This window comes from Bacillus sp. 01N45 (assembly GCF_056399205.1).
Genome location: NZ_JBFTQW010000002.1, coordinates 19,449 through 40,218, shown reverse-complemented (window position 1 = coordinate 40,218; position 20,770 = coordinate 19,449). Strand labels below are relative to the sequence as shown.

Sequence of the window (20,770 nt, the reverse complement as noted above, 5' to 3'; positions counted from 1 at the left end):
ATTATATGAAAAAAACTATTTTAAAATAGGCTTTTTCTACTACCTCTCATAATCATCCACAATAACTTGAATAACACGATACGATTCTTCTGCCACTATTTTATTACTAGTCTTATTCGCATCATATGTAATTAACGCCTTCCAAAGTGCCCATCCTCTCGCTCTATTCCACGTTTCTTCATCTATGCACAATACTCCTTTAAATACGTTTCTGCTACTTTTATCAAAAAATGTCCATGCCATCGCTGCATCACAAGAAGGATCTCCTACTCCTAAAATCCCAAAATCAATTACGGCGCAAAGCTTTCCGTCCTTAACGAGTAAATTTCCTGGTGCAACATCCCCATGAATCCAAACTGGCTTACGCTTCCATGTTGACTGAAGTGCTAAATCCCAAAGATGCTTTAATACTGTTTCATCAAAAACGTCCTTATTATTCTCGATAGCACCTCTCGCTTCTTCATCATATACAGATATAAGCCCGCCTCGGTAAAAATTATGTGCTCCAGCTATCGGTCCATTACTCGCATCAATGGATTGCAATTCTACTAAAAATGCACCTAAGTCCGCCGCAAATTCATTTAAGTCACGAATATTTTGTTTCGTAACTGTTTCGCCCTCTATCCATTTATTAATAGACCAAGGCCATGGATACGATTCAGACGGATTACCTTTCGCAACTGGTGTAGAAATCGGTAAAGAAAGCTCCTTACTTAATATCGGTAACCACTTATTTTCTTTCTCTACTTGTGGTGCATATGCCGCATCACTTGGCAACCTTACACTCATCTCATCCCCTAAGTGAAACGTTCTATTATCATGCCCACTAAACTTTACAGGTCTCACTTCTAAATGTGCCAATTTAGGAAACTGTTCTCCTATCAACCTTTTAACTAAATCAGTAGGAATTTGATTCATCCACTTATCCCCTCCTCTTTTGAAACTTACTAAGTCCTTCTGTACTCCCAACATATTCAAAACCATTTCTCTTATAAAAATCATTCAACGTACGATTATGTCCCACACAATCTAGCTTCAAAAACTCTTTGTCACAGTGCACATTCTCGTCTATCCATTGTAAAATCCACTCTCCGATTCCATTCCCCTTATACTTTCGTTTCACTGCAAATCTATGAATATATAAAGAATCGGAAACATTCTCTTTACCAAAAATACGCTCGTCCCATTCATTTTGTTTAGGAGATACTGTAACTGTACCGATTATTTCATCTTCTTTCATAACCACATATGTATATTTCTCTCTTATCCCTTCTAGTATTTCAACCGTAGCCTCTCCACCTAACAGATACTGCCATTGATCTACTTCTTTATGTTGTAACCACTCTGCTACTTCTCTTAATAGAGTAATAATGCTATCGCTTTCCTCTTCAATAGCAGTTCGAATTGTATATTCTTTAACTGTATTTCTCTCCATATTGCCGTTCCCCTTTCAAATGACTACCCTACTGATAATCGCGTTCTAACGTCATTTTCATCTGTAACGTATTCAACATAATAACCTTGATTCCTTGCGTTTTCATACATCAATTCAATCTTTTTTTGATCTTTAGCGTAAATTGTGACGTATGTACAATCCGCAACTAGTAAAACTAATTCACACTTACTCTCTTTAAATTCTTCATATGTTTCAATAGCTACTACTTCCTCTCCTTTTGAATACGCTTTTAAATCTGCAAAAATAACATAATATATATTGTCTTTAAATAATGTTTTCAAATCTGATCCTTCCACTATACTTGGTTCTTCTGGAAATAATGCCTCATCCAATCCACCACGTGCTATTAAGTATGACTCCTCACTACCTACCCACCAATCATATGAAGAAATATCAATCGGCTTTAACACTTTCCAAAGTAAATTATCATATTCATTTGGAATATCTACTGTAATTCCTCTTTTCATTTATTTGCTCCTAGCTTATTTATTTTCGTTTTCATTTCATACATTATATACCAAATTCAATTACTATATTTTGTCGATATCTATGTAACTTGTATTTCACCGCGAAAAAAACCGTCCCACTACTTATGAAACGGTTTCTTTATGCTTATATTTAAGTTTTTCATGCAATTGTTGCAATGCGCTTTAAAATAATTTCTAATATATTCATCACATCAGCCATTCATTCTTAATGCTCACTTCGTCTTCACAAAATAATATAAAAACCACACTGCATGATTTTGTTCATCGGCAGCTATTCTGCGCAATAACTCTTTCATATGTGCATCCGATGCTTCATCTGAAATTTCCAAGTAAAAATCTACTGTCTTCTGTTCATCTTGTATTGCGAATTCTAATCCTTGTAAGTACGTATTTGGACATTCTTCTGTAATTTGTGGTTTCGGCTGCTGACCACTTAAATTTGTATAGATTTGTACAAAATGATGAAAATGCTTTATTTCATCGTTACGAATTTCAAGAATTTGATTTCGTTCCGCCGCATTTGGAGCCATGTTGGCTAATTTCGCATAGCAATTTATAGCACTAAACTCTCCATTAATTGCTTTCTCAATATCACGAATCAACTTATCATTTTGCCTATACCAATCATAATCATTCGAATTATACATCGTATCCCCTCCATTATTTCACATAACATTTTATGCAATTTGAAATAGCAGGAGCATGTATACAAAAAGGAACTGCAAATCCGAACTCTTCTATTCCCTTTAAAATATAGAAAAACCTATCCTTCTTGATTTCCCGATAAGTTAATAAAAAGCAAAAAACGCTTCACTCCTAGTGAAACGTTTTTTGCTTTTATGCGTTTAATTCCGTTTTTTGTCCCTTTACTACACTACGTTTGAAAGCAGTCGCTAAAATAATAACCATACTTACTACGCCAATCCAAACGAGCACAGTAAGGGGTGTACTCCAGCTTAACCCTTTTCCAAAGAAGAATATTTCTCTAAGTCCTTCAATCATAAATCGCATTGGCAACCATGCGTACACCCAGTCTTGATAAAATGGCGACAACATTTCAGGTGCTAACGATAATAACGGTGCCCCAAAGAAAAGTAAGAGTGCGAATACACCAATTCCTTTTAGTCCAACTAATGAAAGTACCGCTGATATCATTAAGAAGAAGCTAAAGGACGTAATTGATAAAAACAGTGCCGTATCCGTGAAATTCGAAATATTTAAACCTACCATACCATCCGCGATCCATGTGAGGCCAAATCCAATTACAAGTGCCACGACAGCCCCTGTTATTATTTGTTTTAGTTTTAATACGAAGTTTTCTTTTCTTGTACCTACTCGCATTTTACTTATCGCAATAAAAATAATTGCTGCGCTCGCTAAACTTGCAATCCATAACGGCTGGAATAAAGACATCGGCGAGTTACCGTTCGCACTATTTTTGCCGATTTCATTCACATTTTTCACTTTCTTTGCAATAGGTGTTATTACATTTGAAACTTGGTCTGCTGTTAATGTAGCTCCTTTTGCTTTCAATCCTTCTAATAGTTGTGTACGAACAGTATTGTTCATATTATCAACGATCACATTTAACATTTGCCCCGCCATAGTTGAAGCTGCTGTATTCATTCCTTGATTTATGAATATTTCTACCTCTGGCGAAGATGGCTGTGGTGTTCGTAATGATGCTTGTTTTGTGCTAAAGTCTTTTGGAATAACTAATGCTGCGTAATATTCTTGATTATTTAAGCCTTTTTGAACTGCTTCTTTATTTTTCACTTCTACCCACTTCACCGCAGGTTCTTCATCTGATTTTGATGTCTTTTTCATATTATCAACAATCGTTTGCCCCATATTCATCTTCGGTTGATTCGGAATTTCTACTCCTTGATCCTCATTTACAATTGCGATTGGCAAATTTTTCGGCTGTGGTTGAACGGTTGGAAATAACGTTAATGAAAAAATAAAAACAACAAGTAGTGCAATAACTGGTGATACATATAAAAGTTTATTTTTAAACATTTTCTTTTCTCCTCCTATAGTTTGATTTATAATAACCAACAACGTGTTGTTTATTTATATTTTGAATTATATGTTCGAGTTGAACCTTATACAATAATCAAAAATCGTGAATGTGTCGGTTATAAGACACATTCTTGAAAAGTGTTGAGAAAAATTAAGGAGGGACATGCTTTGCGCGATAGTAATTTAGATTTACGTGTTATTCGTACGAAAACTGCCATACGAAACGCATTGGTTGAGTTAATTGAGGAAAAAGGTTTTGACGCCATTACAGTGAAAGATATTACAACGAAAGCAAACATAAATCGCGGTACTTTCTATGCACATTATCAAGATAAATTTGATTTAATGACGAAATGCCAAGAAGAAATTATGTATGAGTTTTCTAGCATTGCCAAACAGAGATTGCCTGAAGTTATTGCTGATCTTGGGTCAAACCCTTCCCCAACAATGCCGTTTATACTTATTACTTCTATTCTTGAATTTCTAAATGAAAATAGTGATTTTATGAAAGCAGTATTAAGCCCAAAAGGAGATTTATCTTTCCAAACAAAACTGAAAGACTTTATGTGGAAAACACTATTTGAAGATACGAATGGTGCTCTCATTAATAAGGAGAATTTACTTGTCCCAAGCCAATACTTAACTTCATATATGGCATCTGCTCATATAGGTGTCATTCAGCAATGGTTAAATAACGGGCAAAAAGAAACACCTGAGGAAATTGCTCGTATTTTATCAACAATCGCAGTTCATGGACCTTTTTATGCGGCTGGCTTAAAAAAATAAGTCAGCTATATAATAAAAGATCATCCACTATAATAGCGGATGATCTTTTATTTCATTACAACACTTCAATATACCCTTCAGTCCCATGTACCCGAATTCGTTGCCCATCTTTTATTCGTTTCGTAGCATTCTCTACCCCGACGACTGCTGGTAATCCATATTCACGTGCAATCACTGCCCCGTGAGTCATAAGTCCGCCAACTTCAGTGACTAACCCTTTTATAGACACAAACAATGGTGTCCAGCCAGGGTCAGTAAAAGCAGTAACTAATATATCTCCTTCTTCTAAATTCGCTTCTTCCATGTTTAAAATAACGCGAGCTCTTCCCTCAATCACGCCTGAAGAAACAGGCAGGCCTACAATCGCATCAGCTGGGAGGTTTTCTCGTTTATATTTGCCTGTAATGATTTCTCCATCAGACGTCATGATACGAGGAGGCGTTAGTTTTTTATATAATTTGTAATCATTTTTTTGTTTTTGTATCAGCTCGTAATCTAGTTTATTCGTGCGAACAACTTCGTGAAGTTCTTCGAAAGTTAAATAGTATATATCATCGACCTCACGAATGACGCTGCTCTGCACAAGTTGCTCAGCTTCTTTCAATAATGCCTGCTTATATATGAAATAACGATTAATCATGCCGTATTTTGGATATTCACGATAACCGATAAAATTACGGATATTACGAACCATCCGCTTCATCTCTTCTACTTTTTGCTTTCCGTTCGGCAAGTGCTGCAATCGATTTACTAACTCTTCTTCTTTTTTCAAAGCTTCTTGCAGCCCTTCTTCAAACTTCCGTTTACTAGCACCCGCTTCAAAGTCTCTTATATTATTTAAAATCATCGGGATAATTGTAGTTGGCTTTTCACTCCAGCGTGTTTTCGTAATGTCAATTTCTCCACTACATCTCATTCCGTATTTATTTAGAAAAGTTAGAATGGCATCTCGGGCTTCTTCTCCACCTTTAAACTGAACTATTTCATCTAAAAAGTTATCGTTTTCTACATGTTGTAAATACGTAATAACTTCTTGGTACGGCCGAATCACATCAGCAACGTCCAGTAATGCTAGCCCCATTTCAGACGTAATATTGTTTTGTACCGATTGAGAAAGTGTGTCTGCTGCATTCTTTTCGCCTAGCCAGTGCTCCATCTTTTCATTCATCCATGTTGAAGCATTCATACCAGCCATAATGACAGCGATACTTTGCGGATTAAATAATACTTTCTTTAATTGCTGGATGTCTTCCAAAATAAAATTAAGTACATCCACCCCTGATTTCATGTGCATGTTTCGTTTTAACTCTTCGATTGATGCTTCACTATTCTGTATTAAATTCGTAACGATTGCCGGATCATTTTCGATTTCTGGTTGCGAATTTGCAGGTTGCTTACTTTTACTAACACTCTTTTCTTTTTCATCATCCGGCAACAATGTAATAAAATTATCTCGCTCGATTATAGTTGTTAATGCATCTCTTACGAGTGGATCTGATTTTCCTAAAGTGTTTATTAAATAATCTCTGCTAGCAGGTGAAGCTAATTGTTGCGTAGCATCCACAAACAGCCGTCCTCCCGCTTTACGCATAGGAGCATTAGTCGTTAACAGGAAAAAAGATAACCCAAGCGGTTTCATCGCATCGGTCATCATTTGTTGATGGCCAACTGATATATACACATGATTTCCCCCATCATTTTCTTCAGGAATTGGATATAAAGTCGTAATGGGGCGACTTTGGACAATATAAAATGTATCATCCACTAAACACCATTCAATATCTTGCGGACAACCAAAATAAGCTTCAATCTGTCTTCCAATCTGTGCTAGTTGTAAAATTTGTTGTTCAGACAATGTTTGAATTTTTTGCTGAGCCGGATCAATCTGTTTCGTCTCCGTTCCGCCCTCTTTTAAAGCATAAATAGCTAATTTTTTAGTTGCTATCATCTTTCCGGTAATTTCGCCTTCTTTTACTTTATAATTATCGGCAGAGACCAGTCCTGATACTAATGCCTCACCAAGTCCAAAACTGGCATCAATTGATACTACCTTTCGGTTAGAAGTAACCGGATCAGCAGTAAATAAAATTCCCGAAGCCTCAGGGAAAACCATTTTTTGAACGACAACACATATAGAAACTTGATTATGTTCAAAATCATTTTGCATGCGGTACATAACTGCTCGCTCTGTAAATAAAGAAGCCCAGCACTTTCTTACATGCTGCAAAATCGCTTCTTTACCGATAATATTTAAATACGTATCTTGTTGACCAGCAAATGAGGCATACGGTAAATCTTCAGCCGTAGCACTAGAACGCACGGCATAAGCATGTTCGTTTCCAAAACGTGAGAGATATTGAGCTACCGCTTCCACTACTTCAGAAGGGATTTCTACTGCCATAATGACTTCTCTAATCTTCTTACTAATTCCACCAATTTGGGCTCGCTCTTCCATTTTCAACTTTGTTAGCTGCTGCAACAAAGTTTGAAGCTCGTCATTTTGCTCGATGGCCTTTTCATATCCTACCGTTGTAACACAAAATCCTTCTGGCACTTGTATCCCTTGAACGCTTGATAACTCCCCTAAATTCAATCCTTTTCCACCAACGAGTGCAAGCTGCGTGTTTTCTATTTCCTGAAAATCGAGAACGAAAGAACTCATTTACCATCTCTCCTTACTATGCATGTGTTCTTGATTGTAGCAGTAGTAAATACGAATAAACAGTCTATTTCGAACTTGATTTACATGATATAATTAAGTTAGGAAGAGATATTCCCCCCTCTAATTCACTTCAACTACATCACCAAACTTAAACATTCTTTGATTACGAAAAGCATCGGTACAAGTAATCGTCTTATTTAATGGATTTATATCAGCTACTGTTATGTAATTTTTATATAAATACACATTAAAATATTAAGATAAATATTTTATTAACTCATCACCCTCCTCAAAAAAAATTGTAGAAACTATTATATAAATTCATATGTCTCCACCTTAATTCTAGGACTTAATTTTTTTTTTTGTAATCCCCCACTAATTCTTTTTTCAAATGTCCCAAAATGGATTCGAGAAATTAGGGAACTATAATGTCGTATTGAAACATATTAAGGGGGATAAAAGGTGAACAAGGAAATGAATTATGGAAGTGATTACAAGTTTATTCCAGCAACTTCAATTGAAAGTGGTCATGGCCTTGAAGTATTGCCTGATTTATTTTGTTACACGATTCAAATCGTCAACATATGTTTTGTTGGAAATCCGCATACCAATGATTTTGTTTTAGTTGATGCTGGAATGCCTAAATGTGCAAATGAAATTATCTCCGTTACTGAGAAGCGATTTGGTACAAATAGCCGCCCAAAAGCAATTATTTTAACTCATGGGCATTTTGATCATGTTGGAGGAATAATTGAACTCATTAAGTATTGGGATGTTCCAGTTTATGCCCATCAACTGGAGATACCGTTCTTGACTGGACAACAAAGCTATCCTGAACCAGATCCAACAGTTGAAGGTGGTATGGTAGCCAAAATGTCTCCCCTGTTCCCTAATGAACCGATTGATTTAGGAAATAGCGTAAAAGTACTACCTACCGATGGAACTGTTCCCCATATGCCAGAGTTTAGATGGATTCATACACCAGGGCATACTCCTGGGCATATTTCATTATTCCGAGAAAAAGACCGAACTTTAATTGCTGGGGATGCTTTTGTTACAGTGAAACAGGAATATCTATATAAAGTATTTACTCAGGAACAGGAAATAAGCGGCCCCCCTCGTTATTTAACAACAGACTGGAAAGCCGCTAAAGAATCAGTCATTAAATTAGAAAAAGTAAAGCCTCTGGTCGCTATTACTGGACATGGGATACCAATGTCCGGTGAATTGCTATCAACAAGCCTCAAAACACTCGTTCAAGAATTTGATAAAATCGCTGTACCCGATTATGGAAAATATGTAGACAAAAAGATACATTAAACATAAAAATACTTTTTCTTCTTATATTTAAGAAACAAAATCAAAACAGAAAAAATTATTAAGTTTAATATAAAAACAATGTACTTAGGCAACATCTCTATTATAAGAATGGAACTACACCTTGTGAATAAAACTTGATACTCCGCAAATACTATACGTAGTATAAGCCTGCTTTTTACCCAGGTTGTACTTCTTACCATTAAAGGGTGATTAAAACGGGTTACGCTATATAGCATAACCCGTTTTTTGTGAAATATTTTATTCCATATACGTTTAAACAATGGAGGAAAATGATGAAACATATTGTTGCTTTATTAATTAAATACACAGCGATAACTGCAGTATTACTAATGGTACTCGGTATCTTTCAAGGCATTTCAATTCCTAGAGTATTACTCATTTCTCTTTTCCTAACAGGAGCTGCCTATTTAATCGGCGATCTCTTCATTTTACCTAAATACGGAAATATGATTGCTACAATGGCAGATTTCGGCTTAAGCTTCTTCGGCATTTGGCTACTAACATCCTTATTTACGAATTTAGATGCTACTCGTAATATTGGCCTGTCTTCATTTATTGCCGCATTAATTATTGGCGGAATAGAGGTTTTCTTTCATATTTATATGAAGAGATTAGTACTGCGTAACGACGATGAATTAAGAAATCACAATCATATTCATCATGATAAATATGCTATGGAAATGTCAGATGAATATATGGATTCTTCTACAATAAATAAATCCAAAGTTGAGGATACATCTAAAAAATAAAAAAGTGGCCAATGCCACTTTTTTATTTTTGTTTCTTAAGCTTGATCAAAATTTCTTACATGTAACGGAGGTGGAACTACCCACCCTTTTTTCTTACTTAAACGCAGCAAAGTTACACCTGCTTGCGCTTTTTTCATATGAAATTGTCCGAATAGCATCCCTACATCTTCTCGAAGACATTTTCCCATCACTTGACTACATGTCACAAGTCCAGCTGCTAATCCTGTAGCAACAGCTGCTGCTATTTCAGCATCATTAATACGCGCTCCTGGAGGAATATCTTCGATAGATGCAACTGGTCGTTCTGGAGGAGCAGGAGGTAAAGCTACGCCATTAACCTTTAAAAGAGTTTTTAACTCTTCTATTTCCGAGTTCATATTATTTTCAATTAAGCTTTCTAAAAACTTCTTCAAATCTTCGTCACCTGTGTGATTCATAAATACTTGATGGCTTGCAATTGCACCTTGTGCAGCGAGAAGATAACTCCAAATATCAAATACTTCTCCGTAATGTAACGGTTCATTTTGAGGATTTCCACTTAATATACCCATTTTTAAATTCCTCGCTTTCGAAAATATCATAATAAATATTGATTTCAATATTGAAATCAAATTTTTAAGTATGCTTTTTCCTGCAAAAGATTTTCTACTATGCATGGAAAACACCTTTCCAACACCGCGTGTTTATTGTTTAGGAAAGTAGTTTACAAATAAAATACTCAAAGATTATCAATAATCTTTGAGTGAGAATCCATTTACTATAAGGGTTTTTATTTTTATACATATACAAAAGAAATTGATTTACATATCTGCTACATTGTATTTCAATTTACTTAGCGGTTAGCTCTACCACCAAGTTGTTGTTCAGCCATTGCTACTAAACGTTTTGTAATTTCACCACCAACAGATCCGTTTGAACGAGCTGTTGTATCTGCACCAAGTTGTACACCAAACTCTTGTGCAATTTCATATTTCATTTGATCAAGAGCCTGTTCAGCACCTCGAACTAACAATTCATTACGACTTCCACTATTATTGTTTGTCATATCGTTTCACCTCCGATTTTTTTAATATGCTACAAATTATGAAATAATAATTATCCTTTTTGTGGGAATTAGATTATGAATAAATATTGAGTTTCTTCTTAAAATAGGGCAAAAGATATAAGAAAGAAGAGTTGCTATAACGTACTTTCATAACAACACTATGTATAGATTTCTGTTTTGCCAAGAGATACATATAAATTATGAAAAATGATTCCTAAGGAGATATGTGATGAAAGCTGTAACCTATCAAGGACCAAACCAAGTACAAGTTAAACAAGTTGATGATGCAAAGTTAGAGAAAAAAGATGATATTATTGTAAAAATTACTTCAACCGCTATTTGCGGTTCTGATTTACATTTATATCAAGGGAACATGCCGTTACCTGAAGGGTATATTATCGGTCATGAGCCAATGGGCATTGTTGAAGAAGTTGGGCCAGATGTTACGAAAGTAAAAAAAGGAGATCGTGTTGTTATTCCCTTTAACGTTGCTTGTGGACATTGTTTTTATTGCCAACATGAAATGGAAAGCCAATGTGATAACTCCAATCCTCATTATGATTCTGGTGGATACTTTGGTTATACAGAGAAATTTGGTAACCATCCAGGCGGACAAGCAGAATATTTAAAAGTTCCTTTCGGAAATTTCACTCCATTTGTTATACCAGAATCATGCGAACTTGAAGATGAATCTCTACTGTTTTTATCCGATGTTTTGCCAACAGCCTATTGGAGTGTAATAAACGCAGGTGTTAAGCCAGGTGATACTGTTATCGTCCTAGGTTGTGGACCTGTTGGATTAATGACACAAAAATTTGCTTGGATGCAAGGTGCTAAGCGCGTAATCGCAGTCGATTACTTAGATTATCGGATACATTATGCAAAAAAGATTAACAACGTTGAGGTATTTGAGTTTACAAAATTTCCTGATATGGGAGAACATTTAAAGGAAATCACACATGGCGGTGCCGATGTAGTCATTGATTGCGTGGGCATGGATGGGAAGAAATCGCCACTAGAATTCCTGGAACAAAAATTGAAATTACAAGGTGGAACTCTCGGGCCTATTCAAATTGCTACGAAAGCCGTAAGAAAATACGGAACGGTTCAAATGACGGGTGTTTATGGCGGCAATTATAATGCTTTTCCACTCGGGGCATTTTGGGTTAGAAATATTAATCTTAAAATGGGACAAGCACCTGTTATTCATTTTATGCCAGAACTATTTGAAAAAATAACAAACAAAGAATTCGATCCAAAGGAGATTATTACACACAAAATTCCCCTTGAAGAAGCGAGCTACGGTTATCAAATTTTTAATAATCGTGAAGATGATTGTATAAAAGTCATTTTGAAACCTTGAAGATACAATTTTTTATTAAATTCTAAGTAGCTATTACCCCCATTTTCATCTCATATCAAAAATAGTTATTTCCAAAAAAATTGTATTTTAAGGTAGCAATCAATTGGTAAAAAAATCATTAAAGTATTAAGTAACAAATGTCAAATAAGCATAGTCCCGGATTAAAAGATATGGATCTTTAAGATCATTATGGCCAACTATTTATTCATGGTTGGCCATAAACCTTTATATGGATTCCAGTTACACTTTAGTCCACTTCCATTACATCACCAAACTTAAACATTCTTTGATTACGAAAAGCATCGGTACAAGTAATCGTCTTATTTAATGGATTTATATCAGCTACTGTTATGTAATTTTTATATAGATAGCCATCTTTATAATATGTAAGTAAAACCTCTTCTTCACCTAAATATGAAATTAACAGCTTATTTTCAATCCTTTCTTTTGCATCTTGCGTTAAGATTGGACGCGGGATTTTTGTTTGCTCCTGTATCATGTCTTTAATACAGATAAACTGCTCTGGCATACTAGCAAACGGTTGCCATTTTACCATGCCTCTTCCTTTTGGCATATTAGCATTCTTCACGATTTGTGCCCTCCTAATAATGTGTTTCTATATCTTGCTGTTGCGACGCTTGTGTAGGAAATTCCACGTAATATACTGTTCTTACCAAATCGTGTTCGAATTTCGTCCATAACCTTCGTTAATCTCATTTCTTTTTCTCTTTGTATAATGTTATCGAAAAGCGAAATTTGCTCTTCTCCTTCATGTATTAAATTTGTTAAGGAAAGACTTATCGATCGAATCGGCTCTCCTGTATGCCGCTCGTATAAAAAATATGTACAAACATTGTAAATATCCATCGTTAAATTTGTTGCTCTATTTAACGTATGTGCTTTTTTTATTCCTCCTCCATATTCCTTACTATATCCGACTGAAAAATGAATCGTTTGTGCGTATTTCTTTTCGCTTCTCAATCTGTAACAAACTTCTTCTACATGCTCTAATAAAATAACGATGAACTCTTCTATCGAATAATCACGAAATAATATTTGGCTTTTCGCTATAGATGTTGTCGCTGGAACATATTTCTCTGCTATTCTGCTAAAATCAATCCCGTTACTATGCAAGTGTAATTCTTCTCCTATTACACCAAACGATTGTTTTAAATACTTCAATGGATACTGCGCTAAATCCCCAATCGTATGTATACCTTTTCGGTTCAATTTCATTTCCGTTTTATACGATATACCCCAAAATTTACTGAGTGGTCTAATATTCCATAACTTCTCGGGTATATCGTCATACGTCCAATACGCTATTCCATCTTTATTCTTTTTCGCTTCCACATCCATCGCTACTTTACTCAATAATAAATTCGGCCCAATACCAATCGTACTTTCAATCCGTGTACGTTCATATATTTCTCGCTTGAACTTTAATGCAAACTCGTACGGATTACTCGCAAACAAATGAATACTTGCGGTCATGTCCATAAAAAACTCATCAATACTATATTGATGGAAATCTTCCGGCGCAACATACTGTAAAGCTAAACCGGTTATGTAAGTTGAACACTTCATATATGTATGCATAATCGGATTCACAATAATAATATCTGACCGATTCGGTATTTCGTACATTCTAGCCATCTTCTTTATTCCTAACGCTTTTAATGGCGGTGTTGCTGCTAATACAATTGATCCACTCCGGTTTACATCCCCTACGACAGCCAATTTCGTATATCGTGGATCAAGTCCTTTTTTAATACATGACACACTTGCATAAAAGCTACGAAGATCTACACAAAGAATAATACGATTCGGTAAAAGAGAATAATCATACAAGGTTATCACTCCTAACAAAAAGAACATTCGTTCTTATTATATACGAACTAACGTTCTTTTTAAAGGTATTTTCATGAAAATTTTGGTTGAAATAACCGTGCATGAACATTTTTCAAGAAAAAATCAAGGAATTCACCTCTATATTTTTTCTATACTGAAAAATGTAAATAGATACAAGAAGAAACAACTAGATTCTTCGTGAATAGATACGGTATTTTAGAACCCGTTTTTTAGTATTCAAACTTAATCCTGTATTTAAAAGCAATATACTTATATAAGAAAGACTTATTTCGAAAAAGAGTACTATTTAGCAGTGCTTGTTTATAGAAAATAAATTATTATTGGTTATTTTCTCAACGTTGTTTTCTAGTTTTATCATTCAAATTTAGACACATATTTATCTAACCTACATAAACTAATAGCGTATAATTGCATACTTTATCGATTTTTTATAACAATATCTCGAACGGACTATCATGAATCATAAATTTATTAACCCGGATACACGAATCATCTTCAATGAAATCCTGAATATCCAAGTAATATCGCGTGTATTTCTTTTAAAATAAACATTGGATACATTAAAATCACAGCCTGTTTTTTGAATGCTAAAGAAAGATTGTTTATCTGTATCTCCTCAATCGAATCCCTAATTATATAATTTTGTACAAGAAAGGAATTGAATTTATGCAAAATTTTAATTTCCTTTGTGAACAATTTGCTACAATACTTAAAGGGAAAGGTAAAAGAAATCAAGGTGGTTGTTCAGTGTCTTTTCACCGCGATTTTAGGGTGCTTGTTCAAGCAAAACCGAGTACTTCTGTAGTGCCCGTCGGAGTAAGTTTTGAATCGTTGGATCCAAATGGTAATGCATTAAATTTAGGCGAAATCGCTGTTCTACAAGAAGAAATTCCTGCATTTATGAAATCAATTGTACAACAAGGAATCATTGTAAGTGCTTTACATAATCACTGGCTGTACATGAATCCCTTAATTATGTATATTCATATCCAGTCGGTAGAGCCTCCATTACATTTTGCACAAAAGTTAGCCCATTCTTTTTTGTCCTTAAGTAGCTATCCTATCGCTAATAATGAGGGGCAATGATTGGTGTTTCGGATATATTTACACATTACATTTTCTACATGTGCGAACATCATAAAATTATTTCACTTTGTGCCCAAAAGAAAAAAACTGCCTATCAAATTTTTAGATAGGCAGTTTTTGAATCTATTAAAATAAAGTACCCTACTATTTTATAAAATACTATTCCCTAAACAAAAATACAGATTTGCAATTCACTTTGGCTTTCTTACCTCATATATTCCTCTAAAGTTAATTTTTCCTTATATATTTTTTGCAATATCTCCTACACAGCGAATACGCTAAGGCTCATACGCATAACCAGTTATATTTTCCTTTTCCTTTGGACAACGAATGATAAACCCTGCACTCTGCATCTAGACGGTATACCCCTTGTCCACAGTAAGACTTTATTTCAAACCCACAAAAAATAGATTACCTGCACACTAAAAGGTTTAGCGCACAGGTAATCTAGTTGTTTTTGAGATTAATAAAAACCTAATTTATTTTTTGAATTCTTCCATCAATAATAGACTGAATTGGTTCTTTTGATTTTTTTATATAATCTACTAATGCTTCAAAATCAGTTGGTCCTGTTTCAGCATCTTTACCGTTTTTAAAGGATACAAATCCATCTCCACCTGAAGCTAGAAATGCATTCGCAACTACGCTGTAAGTTTTAGAAGGAATAATTTCTTCTCCATCTGTTAAGCGGATACTTGTTACTTTTTCTCCATTAGGCTTGTTCGCATCCCAAGTGTATTGGATCCCTGAAATTTGAAGCATTCTTGTTATGTCTTTTTGCCATTGTTGATTTAAAATATCACGAATGTCTTGGCCTGTTAAATTTACTTTTATTAATTGATTTCCGAATGGTTGAATACCATATATCTCTCCCCATGTAATATCACCAGCATCTAAGTCATTACGAATACCACCAGGATTCATAAGAGCAATTTGGGATTGCATTGTTGCACGCTGGGCATCAGCAACTAAATTTCCGAGAGTAGATTCACCAGCCGTATTTAGTTTGCGATCTAGTGGAGCAATAGACTTGCCTACAACTTCATTAACAAGAGGTGCGATTTTTGCTTGATATTTCTCCATCTTCTTCTTTATTTTTTTATCAGGCTCCATGCCTTCATGGTAAGTTGTAACAATTTCTGCTTTTTTCTCAACAATATCTTGTGTCTTACGATCAATCTTTACATCAACATCAGCAAAAGCCATACCATAAGAATTTGCTTGTACGACAAGTTTATTATTAACAGTTCCATTTACATAAGTGTGGCTATGCCCACCAAAAATAACATCGACTTCTGGATCAGTCTCATTTGCTAATCGGACGATATCACCATTTGTTACGCCGTTCCCATCTGTTGTACCTCCGTTATGCGCAAGAACAACGATAGATTTAACGCCTAGTTTTTTTAATTGCTTTACGGATTTGTTAATAGCTTCAACTTCATCTGTAATTTCTACATTCTTTAGCATAGTAGGCATAACAAGGTTAGGAACATCCGTTGTTACGACTCCGATAAATCCAACAGGAACTCCTTGTACCTTTTTTATAGTGAATGGTGGTAAAAATAAACGACCGGTGGATTTATTATATAAATTTGCAGCAACATATGGGAATTTTGCTCCTTTAAAATTCCCTGTTTTCTCATGGTATCCACCATAAATAAGGCGGTTCATTTCCGCAACACCTTCATCAAATTCATGATTTCCTATAGTTCCAACATCGAATTTCAAATCATTTAGAAATTCAATCGTAGGTTCGTCTTGTAATAATGCTGAAACAGGAGTACTTGCTCCAACAACATCGCCAGCATGTACCTTTAATGTATTCGGATTTTGTTTTTCACGATCACGTAAATAAGCCCCTAAGTACTCAATTCCCCCTGCATCTTTATTGTTAATTTTTTTTACAGTGTCTACCTGCCCATGAAAATCGTTAATACCGAGCATTTGCACATCTATGTAGCGGTTTGGTTCTGTACTTGCTTGTGCTGAAGGCACAGCAAATACACTAGTAAAAGTAACTGTACTTATTGCTAAAGCAACTGGAATGATTTTTTTCAACATAAAATTTCTCTCCCCTAATTAAAATCTGACATAATACGATGTTATTTTAATATATTAAGAGAATTATTTCTATAAAAAATTCAACTAATTATAAAAATTAATAAGATTTTATTGTTTTCTGACAAAACATTTCTTTGTTTTGAGGATTATTCAAAATATTATCTTGATAGTAATATAGCAATCCATCTAAGAGGTCTAAAAAAACTCTAACCAATACATTTTAGCTGTTAAGAAGATTATTCAATTCGAAATTAATGAGTATTTTTCAAGATAACATCTCAATATCAATATTTAAAAATGAATAGAAATTTCATAATGGAAGATTACCGTGGTGCACTACTCCTAATTTAAAAAGATGCTCCTGGATTTATCCAAGAGCATCTTTTATAAAGCTTTATTTTTACTTGTTTATAATTTATCAATTAACAATTATATAGTTGTAATCAGTCCTTTAAAAATGATAGGAGTGCTTCATTAAATTCTTTGGCATGCGTTGCATTTAGCCCATGTGGACCACCCTTTATTAATACTACTTTAGAATTAGGAATTGCTTCATGTGTTAATTTCCCACTATATTCAAATGGTACAGTTGCATCTGAATCACCATGAATAACAAGGGTAGGTATATTAACCTTGGCTAAATCGCCTCTGAAGTCTGTTTTGCTGAAAGCAGCGATACAATCTAGTGTTCCTTTAGGTGATGCACCCGCAGCGATATCCCTATTGTAAAGTCGAAATGGTTCACTAACTAAGTCAGTTCGATCTCCAGCAGCAAAAAATCCTTTCGTAAACTCATCAAGGAATGCTAGGCGATCACTTTTTACTCCATTTTCAAATCCTTGAATTGCTTCATCATCTAATACACCCTCAGGATGATCTGCTGACTTGTAAAGGAATGGTGGTACAGCCCCTGCAAATACAGCCTTCTCTACTCTATTAGTTCCATATTTTCCAATATACCGAGCTACCTCGCCTCCACCCATAGAAAAACCAACAAGTGTGACATTTTGAAGCTCTAAATGTTCTAATAGTTGATGTAAATCAGAAGTAAAGGTATCATATTCATACCCTTCCCACGGCTGAGATGATTTTCCAAAGCCTCGACGATCATATGTTATAACTCTGTACCCAGCCTCAACAAGAGCGGGAACTTGGTATTCCCAAGATCGACCACTTAGCGGCCAACCATGAATTAGTACAACTGGTTTTCCTATGCCATGATCCTCATAATATATCTCAATTGGTGCTTGATTTTCGGTTCCTACAGTAATCTTTGCCATTCTTCTACCTCCAAAAAATATTTTAATATATATCCTTTTCTTCAATAATCCGGATGAATCTCGTAACCTATTTATGCGTGTTTATGTTGTTAACTCTAAGCATGGAACAATTCCCCATTTAATAGTTTTTTCATCATGAAATAATTGCTGAACATTCCTCCTATTCAATTCTAATAACAAAAATAGGTAACTATCAATATCGTTCTATCTATAGAATGTATAGGTAAAACCAATCAATTTTATGGTGAAAATAACTATAGTTACCATCTATCCGAATTATAGATAATTTAGAATTGATTAATGAATCGGTTTTCAAATACTATAAATTTGTATAGCGCTTCATATTCTGTGAATGCTGTTATAACTAATATTATCGTTCAGCTTAGTTACAAACTAATCGTAACAAACGAAGAAAATCATGATAATATTTGACTATTTAAACTTTCTTAGATTACTTAATTTTTAGGAGGAATACATAATGACTGATCTCTATTCTCGTATTAACAAAGATGATGCTGTCGTGCTTTTAGTAGATCATCAAACTGGTCTTATGTCCGGACTAGTACGTGACTATGGTGTTGATGAATTTAAGAACAATGTTTTAGCTCTTGCTCACACTGCTAAGTTTTTTGATTTACCAGTTATTTTAACAACTAGCTTTGAAAACGGACCTAATGGACCTTTAATGCAAGAATTGGTTGATCTCTTTCCTCACGCACAAAAAATAGCTCGACCTGGACAAATTAACGCATGGGATAATGATGATTTTGTAAAAGCAATCGAAGAAACTGGAAAAAAACAACTTATCATCGCGGGCGTAGTTACGGACGTTTGTGTTGCTTTCCCGGCACTTTCTGCTATAAAAGCTGGATATGAAGTATTTGCTGTTACTGATGCTTCAGGAACTTTCAGCAAACAAGTTGCAGATGCTGCCAATACGCGTATGGCACATAATGGCGTACAACTTATGAACTGGTTTAGCGTAGCTTGCGAATTACAACGCGATTGGCGAAACGATGTTGAAGGTTTTGGCAATTTACTTGCTAGTAATCTTCCCGGCTATCAAAATATAATTGGAAGCTATTTAGGAGCTCAACGAGACCTTAGTAAACAAAATGCATAAATGTATTTCAAAGAAATAGCTTTAAATCACTTTCAAAAAAATGGATAGTATAAATTTAGTGCTGATTAAGTCAGCACTCTCTTTTAAATTAAAAAGTATAGTAAAGCTTTTATTTTTACGATTACAGCTTATATTGGCAGAAAATACATTACTTTCTAAATTTAATCTTAAATAATAAAAAAGGAGCGTTTTATTATGAGTAATTTAGAATTATTAAATCCGGAGAACAGCGCTTTAATCTTGATTGATTTTCAGCCTCAAATGACTTTTGGAGTTGCAAGTATTGATAGACAAACATTGATTAATAACGTTATGCTACTTGCTAAATCAGCAAAAACTTTTAACGTACCTACTATTCTTACTACAGTTGAGACACGCAGCTTTTCTGGTTATTTTTGGCCGCAAATTCTTGACATATTCCCAAACCATGAAATTATAGAACGCAGTTCAATGAACTCTTGGGAAGATCCAAAATTTGTTGAAGCAGTTAAAGCAACAGGTAGAAAGAAATTAATATTTGCAGCACTTTGGACTGAAGTTTGCCTTGCATTCCCTGTGCTTGAAGCAATTAAAGCTGGCTATGAGGTGTATGCAGTTGATGATGCTTCAGGTGGTACTAGTTTGACAGCACATAACGCTGCTATGCGTCGTGTAGAACAAGCTGGTGCAATTCCAGTAACAGCAATTCAAGTTTTACTTGAATATCAACGTGACTGGGCACACAAAGACACTTATGATGCGGTAATGGAGATTGTAAAAGAACACACTGGTGCTTATGGTCAAGGCGTAGAATACGCATATACTATGGTGCATGGTGCGCTTCCAAGCAGGAAAATATGAAACAAGAAGGAGTAGCTGTCGAGGAGACTTATACAGAGAACACGATGGATGCTGCTGATCCAGTAACAACGATTGTTACATGGAAAATTCAACAAGGTAAAGAAAAACAGTTTGAAACATGGAGACATGAAATCGAAGCTGCCGCTACTAAATTCCCAGGGCATTTAGGTGTAAATCTAATAGTCCCTAATAATGCATCCAGAGAGTATACTGTTATTTTTCGCTTTGATACGTATGAGCATCTACGTGCTTGGCAAGAATCAGATGTTCGCCGAGATTTGTTAAAAACGGCAGAACAATTTCAAGTTACTAATCCGAGTTACAAAACTGAAAGCAGTTTGGCCTATTGGTTTGTTACTCCGAAAACGCCAGTTCCACCGCCAAAATGGAAAATGTCTATCGTTACCCTTCTGGGTGTATGGCCTCTTAGCATGTTAGTTCCTAAATTGATAGGACCTATTATAAAACATATGAATCCTATTATGTCCGCTTTTTTCGTTTCTGTATGTATAGTGTCCTTGCTATCATGGGTAGTTATGCCGATTTTCGGTAAATTATTTCATCCATGGTTACAAAATAATAGGAAGTAGACG

The 20,770-nt window shown here is 35.0% G+C and carries 20 protein-coding genes and 2 pseudogenes; 8 read left to right on the top strand and 14 right to left on the bottom strand.

Features of this window, described 5'->3' with window-relative positions; translation table 11 throughout:
- Positions 1-39: 39 nt before the first annotated feature.
- From AC1DMU_RS04365 to AC1DMU_RS04345, 5 genes are all read right to left on the bottom strand, one after another.
- A complete protein-coding gene (locus tag AC1DMU_RS04365; protein WP_088063889.1) occupies positions 40-918 on the bottom strand; it encodes an aminoglycoside phosphotransferase family protein in 879 nt (292 codons plus the stop codon).
- A 4-nt stretch (positions 919-922) separates the two neighbouring features.
- Positions 923-1,435 carry a GNAT family N-acetyltransferase gene (locus tag AC1DMU_RS04360; RefSeq protein WP_088063890.1) on the bottom strand — a complete coding sequence of 171 codons (513 nt, stop codon included), beginning with the start codon at positions 1,433-1,435 and terminating at the stop codon, positions 923-925.
- A 23-nt stretch (positions 1,436-1,458) separates the two neighbouring features.
- Positions 1,459-1,923, bottom strand: coding sequence for a DUF2691 family protein (locus tag AC1DMU_RS04355; protein ID WP_088063891.1), 465 nt, complete (start codon positions 1,921-1,923; stop codon positions 1,459-1,461).
- A 233-nt stretch (positions 1,924-2,156) separates the two neighbouring features.
- The gene (locus tag AC1DMU_RS04350; RefSeq protein ID WP_088063892.1) at positions 2,157-2,591 is read right to left on the bottom strand and encodes a ferritin-like domain-containing protein; all 435 of its coding nucleotides are present in this window, start codon (positions 2,589-2,591) and stop codon (positions 2,157-2,159) included.
- A 190-nt stretch (positions 2,592-2,781) separates the two neighbouring features.
- Positions 2,782-4,002 carry a YhgE/Pip domain-containing protein gene (locus AC1DMU_RS04345; protein ID WP_106382936.1) on the bottom strand — a complete coding sequence of 407 codons (1,221 nt, stop codon included), beginning with the start codon at positions 4,000-4,002 and terminating at the stop codon, positions 2,782-2,784.
- Between the two features lie 132 nt (positions 4,003-4,134).
- Between AC1DMU_RS04345 and AC1DMU_RS04340 the strand changes: the two genes are divergently transcribed.
- The gene (locus tag AC1DMU_RS04340) at positions 4,135-4,752 is read left to right on the top strand and encodes a TetR/AcrR family transcriptional regulator (protein WP_088063894.1); all 618 of its coding nucleotides are present in this window, start codon (positions 4,135-4,137) and stop codon (positions 4,750-4,752) included.
- 55 nt (positions 4,753-4,807) lie between these two features.
- On the opposite strand, the gene ppsA is transcribed toward AC1DMU_RS04340, so the two are convergent.
- Both ppsA and AC1DMU_RS04330 read right to left on the bottom strand, forming a co-directional pair.
- Positions 4,808-7,414 carry a phosphoenolpyruvate synthase gene (gene ppsA / locus AC1DMU_RS04335; protein ID WP_215558927.1) on the bottom strand — a complete coding sequence of 869 codons (2,607 nt, stop codon included), beginning with the start codon at positions 7,412-7,414 and terminating at the stop codon, positions 4,808-4,810.
- A 120-nt stretch (positions 7,415-7,534) separates the two neighbouring features.
- Positions 7,535-7,669: pseudogene (locus tag AC1DMU_RS04330) on the bottom strand (YolD-like family protein); the annotation flags it as partial.
- A gap of 207 nt (positions 7,670-7,876) precedes the next feature.
- Here AC1DMU_RS04330 and AC1DMU_RS04325 point away from each other — a divergent pair.
- Both AC1DMU_RS04325 and AC1DMU_RS04320 read left to right on the top strand, forming a co-directional pair.
- On the top strand, positions 7,877-8,734 hold the full coding sequence (locus AC1DMU_RS04325) for an MBL fold metallo-hydrolase (RefSeq protein WP_215558928.1): 858 nt from the start codon (positions 7,877-7,879) through the stop codon (positions 8,732-8,734).
- A 293-nt stretch (positions 8,735-9,027) separates the two neighbouring features.
- Entirely contained in the window at positions 9,028-9,504 is a 477-nt protein-coding gene (locus AC1DMU_RS04320) for a YndM family protein (protein WP_142293610.1), read from the top strand.
- Positions 9,505-9,539: 35 nt separating this feature from the next.
- Here AC1DMU_RS04320 and AC1DMU_RS04315 read toward each other — a convergent pair whose 3' ends face one another.
- Complete coding sequence (locus AC1DMU_RS04315) at positions 9,540-10,055, bottom strand: DUF3231 family protein (RefSeq protein WP_215559083.1); 516 nt, start codon at positions 10,053-10,055, stop codon at positions 9,540-9,542.
- Positions 10,056-10,336: 281 nt separating this feature from the next.
- Entirely contained in the window at positions 10,337-10,549 is a 213-nt protein-coding gene (gene sasP / locus AC1DMU_RS04310; RefSeq protein ID WP_046959866.1) for a small acid-soluble spore protein, SasP family, read from the bottom strand.
- A 229-nt stretch (positions 10,550-10,778) separates the two neighbouring features.
- On the opposite strand from sasP, the gene AC1DMU_RS04305 reads away from it, so the two are divergent.
- Positions 10,779-11,912 carry a zinc-dependent alcohol dehydrogenase gene (locus tag AC1DMU_RS04305; RefSeq protein ID WP_088610457.1) on the top strand — a complete coding sequence of 378 codons (1,134 nt, stop codon included), beginning with the start codon at positions 10,779-10,781 and terminating at the stop codon, positions 11,910-11,912.
- Positions 11,913-12,159: 247 nt separating this feature from the next.
- Here AC1DMU_RS04305 and AC1DMU_RS04300 read toward each other — a convergent pair whose 3' ends face one another.
- Positions 12,160-12,501 carry a YolD-like family protein gene (locus AC1DMU_RS04300; protein ID WP_088122525.1) on the bottom strand — a complete coding sequence of 114 codons (342 nt, stop codon included), beginning with the start codon at positions 12,499-12,501 and terminating at the stop codon, positions 12,160-12,162.
- Positions 12,498-13,763, bottom strand: a complete 1,266-nt coding sequence (locus AC1DMU_RS04295) for a Y-family DNA polymerase (RefSeq protein WP_088063897.1) — start codon at positions 13,761-13,763, stop codon at positions 12,498-12,500. The genes AC1DMU_RS04300 and AC1DMU_RS04295 overlap by 4 nt, the downstream gene beginning before the upstream one ends.
- A gap of 687 nt (positions 13,764-14,450) precedes the next feature.
- On the opposite strand from AC1DMU_RS04295, the gene AC1DMU_RS04290 reads away from it, so the two are divergent.
- Positions 14,451-14,870: a DUF1259 domain-containing protein gene (locus tag AC1DMU_RS04290; protein WP_088063898.1), complete on the top strand. Its 420-nt coding sequence runs from the start codon at positions 14,451-14,453 to the stop codon at positions 14,868-14,870.
- A 205-nt stretch (positions 14,871-15,075) separates the two neighbouring features.
- Here AC1DMU_RS04290 and AC1DMU_RS04285 read toward each other — a convergent pair.
- The 3 genes and pseudogenes from AC1DMU_RS04285 to AC1DMU_RS04275 all read right to left on the bottom strand — a co-directional run.
- Positions 15,076-15,214 (bottom strand): annotated as a pseudogene (locus tag AC1DMU_RS04285) (M15 family metallopeptidase); the annotation flags it as partial.
- Positions 15,215-15,344: 130 nt separating this feature from the next.
- Positions 15,345-16,934 (bottom strand): bifunctional metallophosphatase/5'-nucleotidase, encoded by a 1,590-nt coding sequence (locus tag AC1DMU_RS04280; RefSeq protein ID WP_088063899.1) that lies wholly within the window; start codon positions 16,932-16,934, stop codon positions 15,345-15,347.
- A 443-nt stretch (positions 16,935-17,377) separates the two neighbouring features.
- Positions 17,378-18,214 (bottom strand): alpha/beta fold hydrolase, encoded by an 837-nt coding sequence (locus AC1DMU_RS04275; RefSeq protein WP_088063900.1) that lies wholly within the window; start codon positions 18,212-18,214, stop codon positions 17,378-17,380.
- Positions 18,215-18,692: 478 nt separating this feature from the next.
- Here AC1DMU_RS04275 and ycaC point away from each other — a divergent pair, with 478 nt between their 5' ends.
- The 3 genes from ycaC to AC1DMU_RS04260 all read left to right on the top strand — a co-directional run bounded on the left by ycaC (position 18,693) and on the right by AC1DMU_RS04260 (position 20,767).
- Positions 18,693-19,337, top strand: a complete 645-nt coding sequence (gene ycaC / locus AC1DMU_RS04270) for an isochorismate family cysteine hydrolase YcaC (protein WP_000131218.1) — start codon at positions 18,693-18,695, stop codon at positions 19,335-19,337.
- A gap of 195 nt (positions 19,338-19,532) precedes the next feature.
- Complete coding sequence (locus tag AC1DMU_RS04265) at positions 19,533-20,177, top strand: hydrolase (protein ID WP_000067162.1); 645 nt, start codon at positions 19,533-19,535, stop codon at positions 20,175-20,177.
- Positions 20,174-20,767 (top strand): antibiotic biosynthesis monooxygenase, encoded by a 594-nt coding sequence (locus AC1DMU_RS04260; protein WP_088063901.1) that lies wholly within the window; start codon positions 20,174-20,176, stop codon positions 20,765-20,767. The genes AC1DMU_RS04265 and AC1DMU_RS04260 overlap by 4 nt, the downstream gene beginning before the upstream one ends.
- The last annotated feature ends 3 nt before the right edge of the window (positions 20,768-20,770 follow it).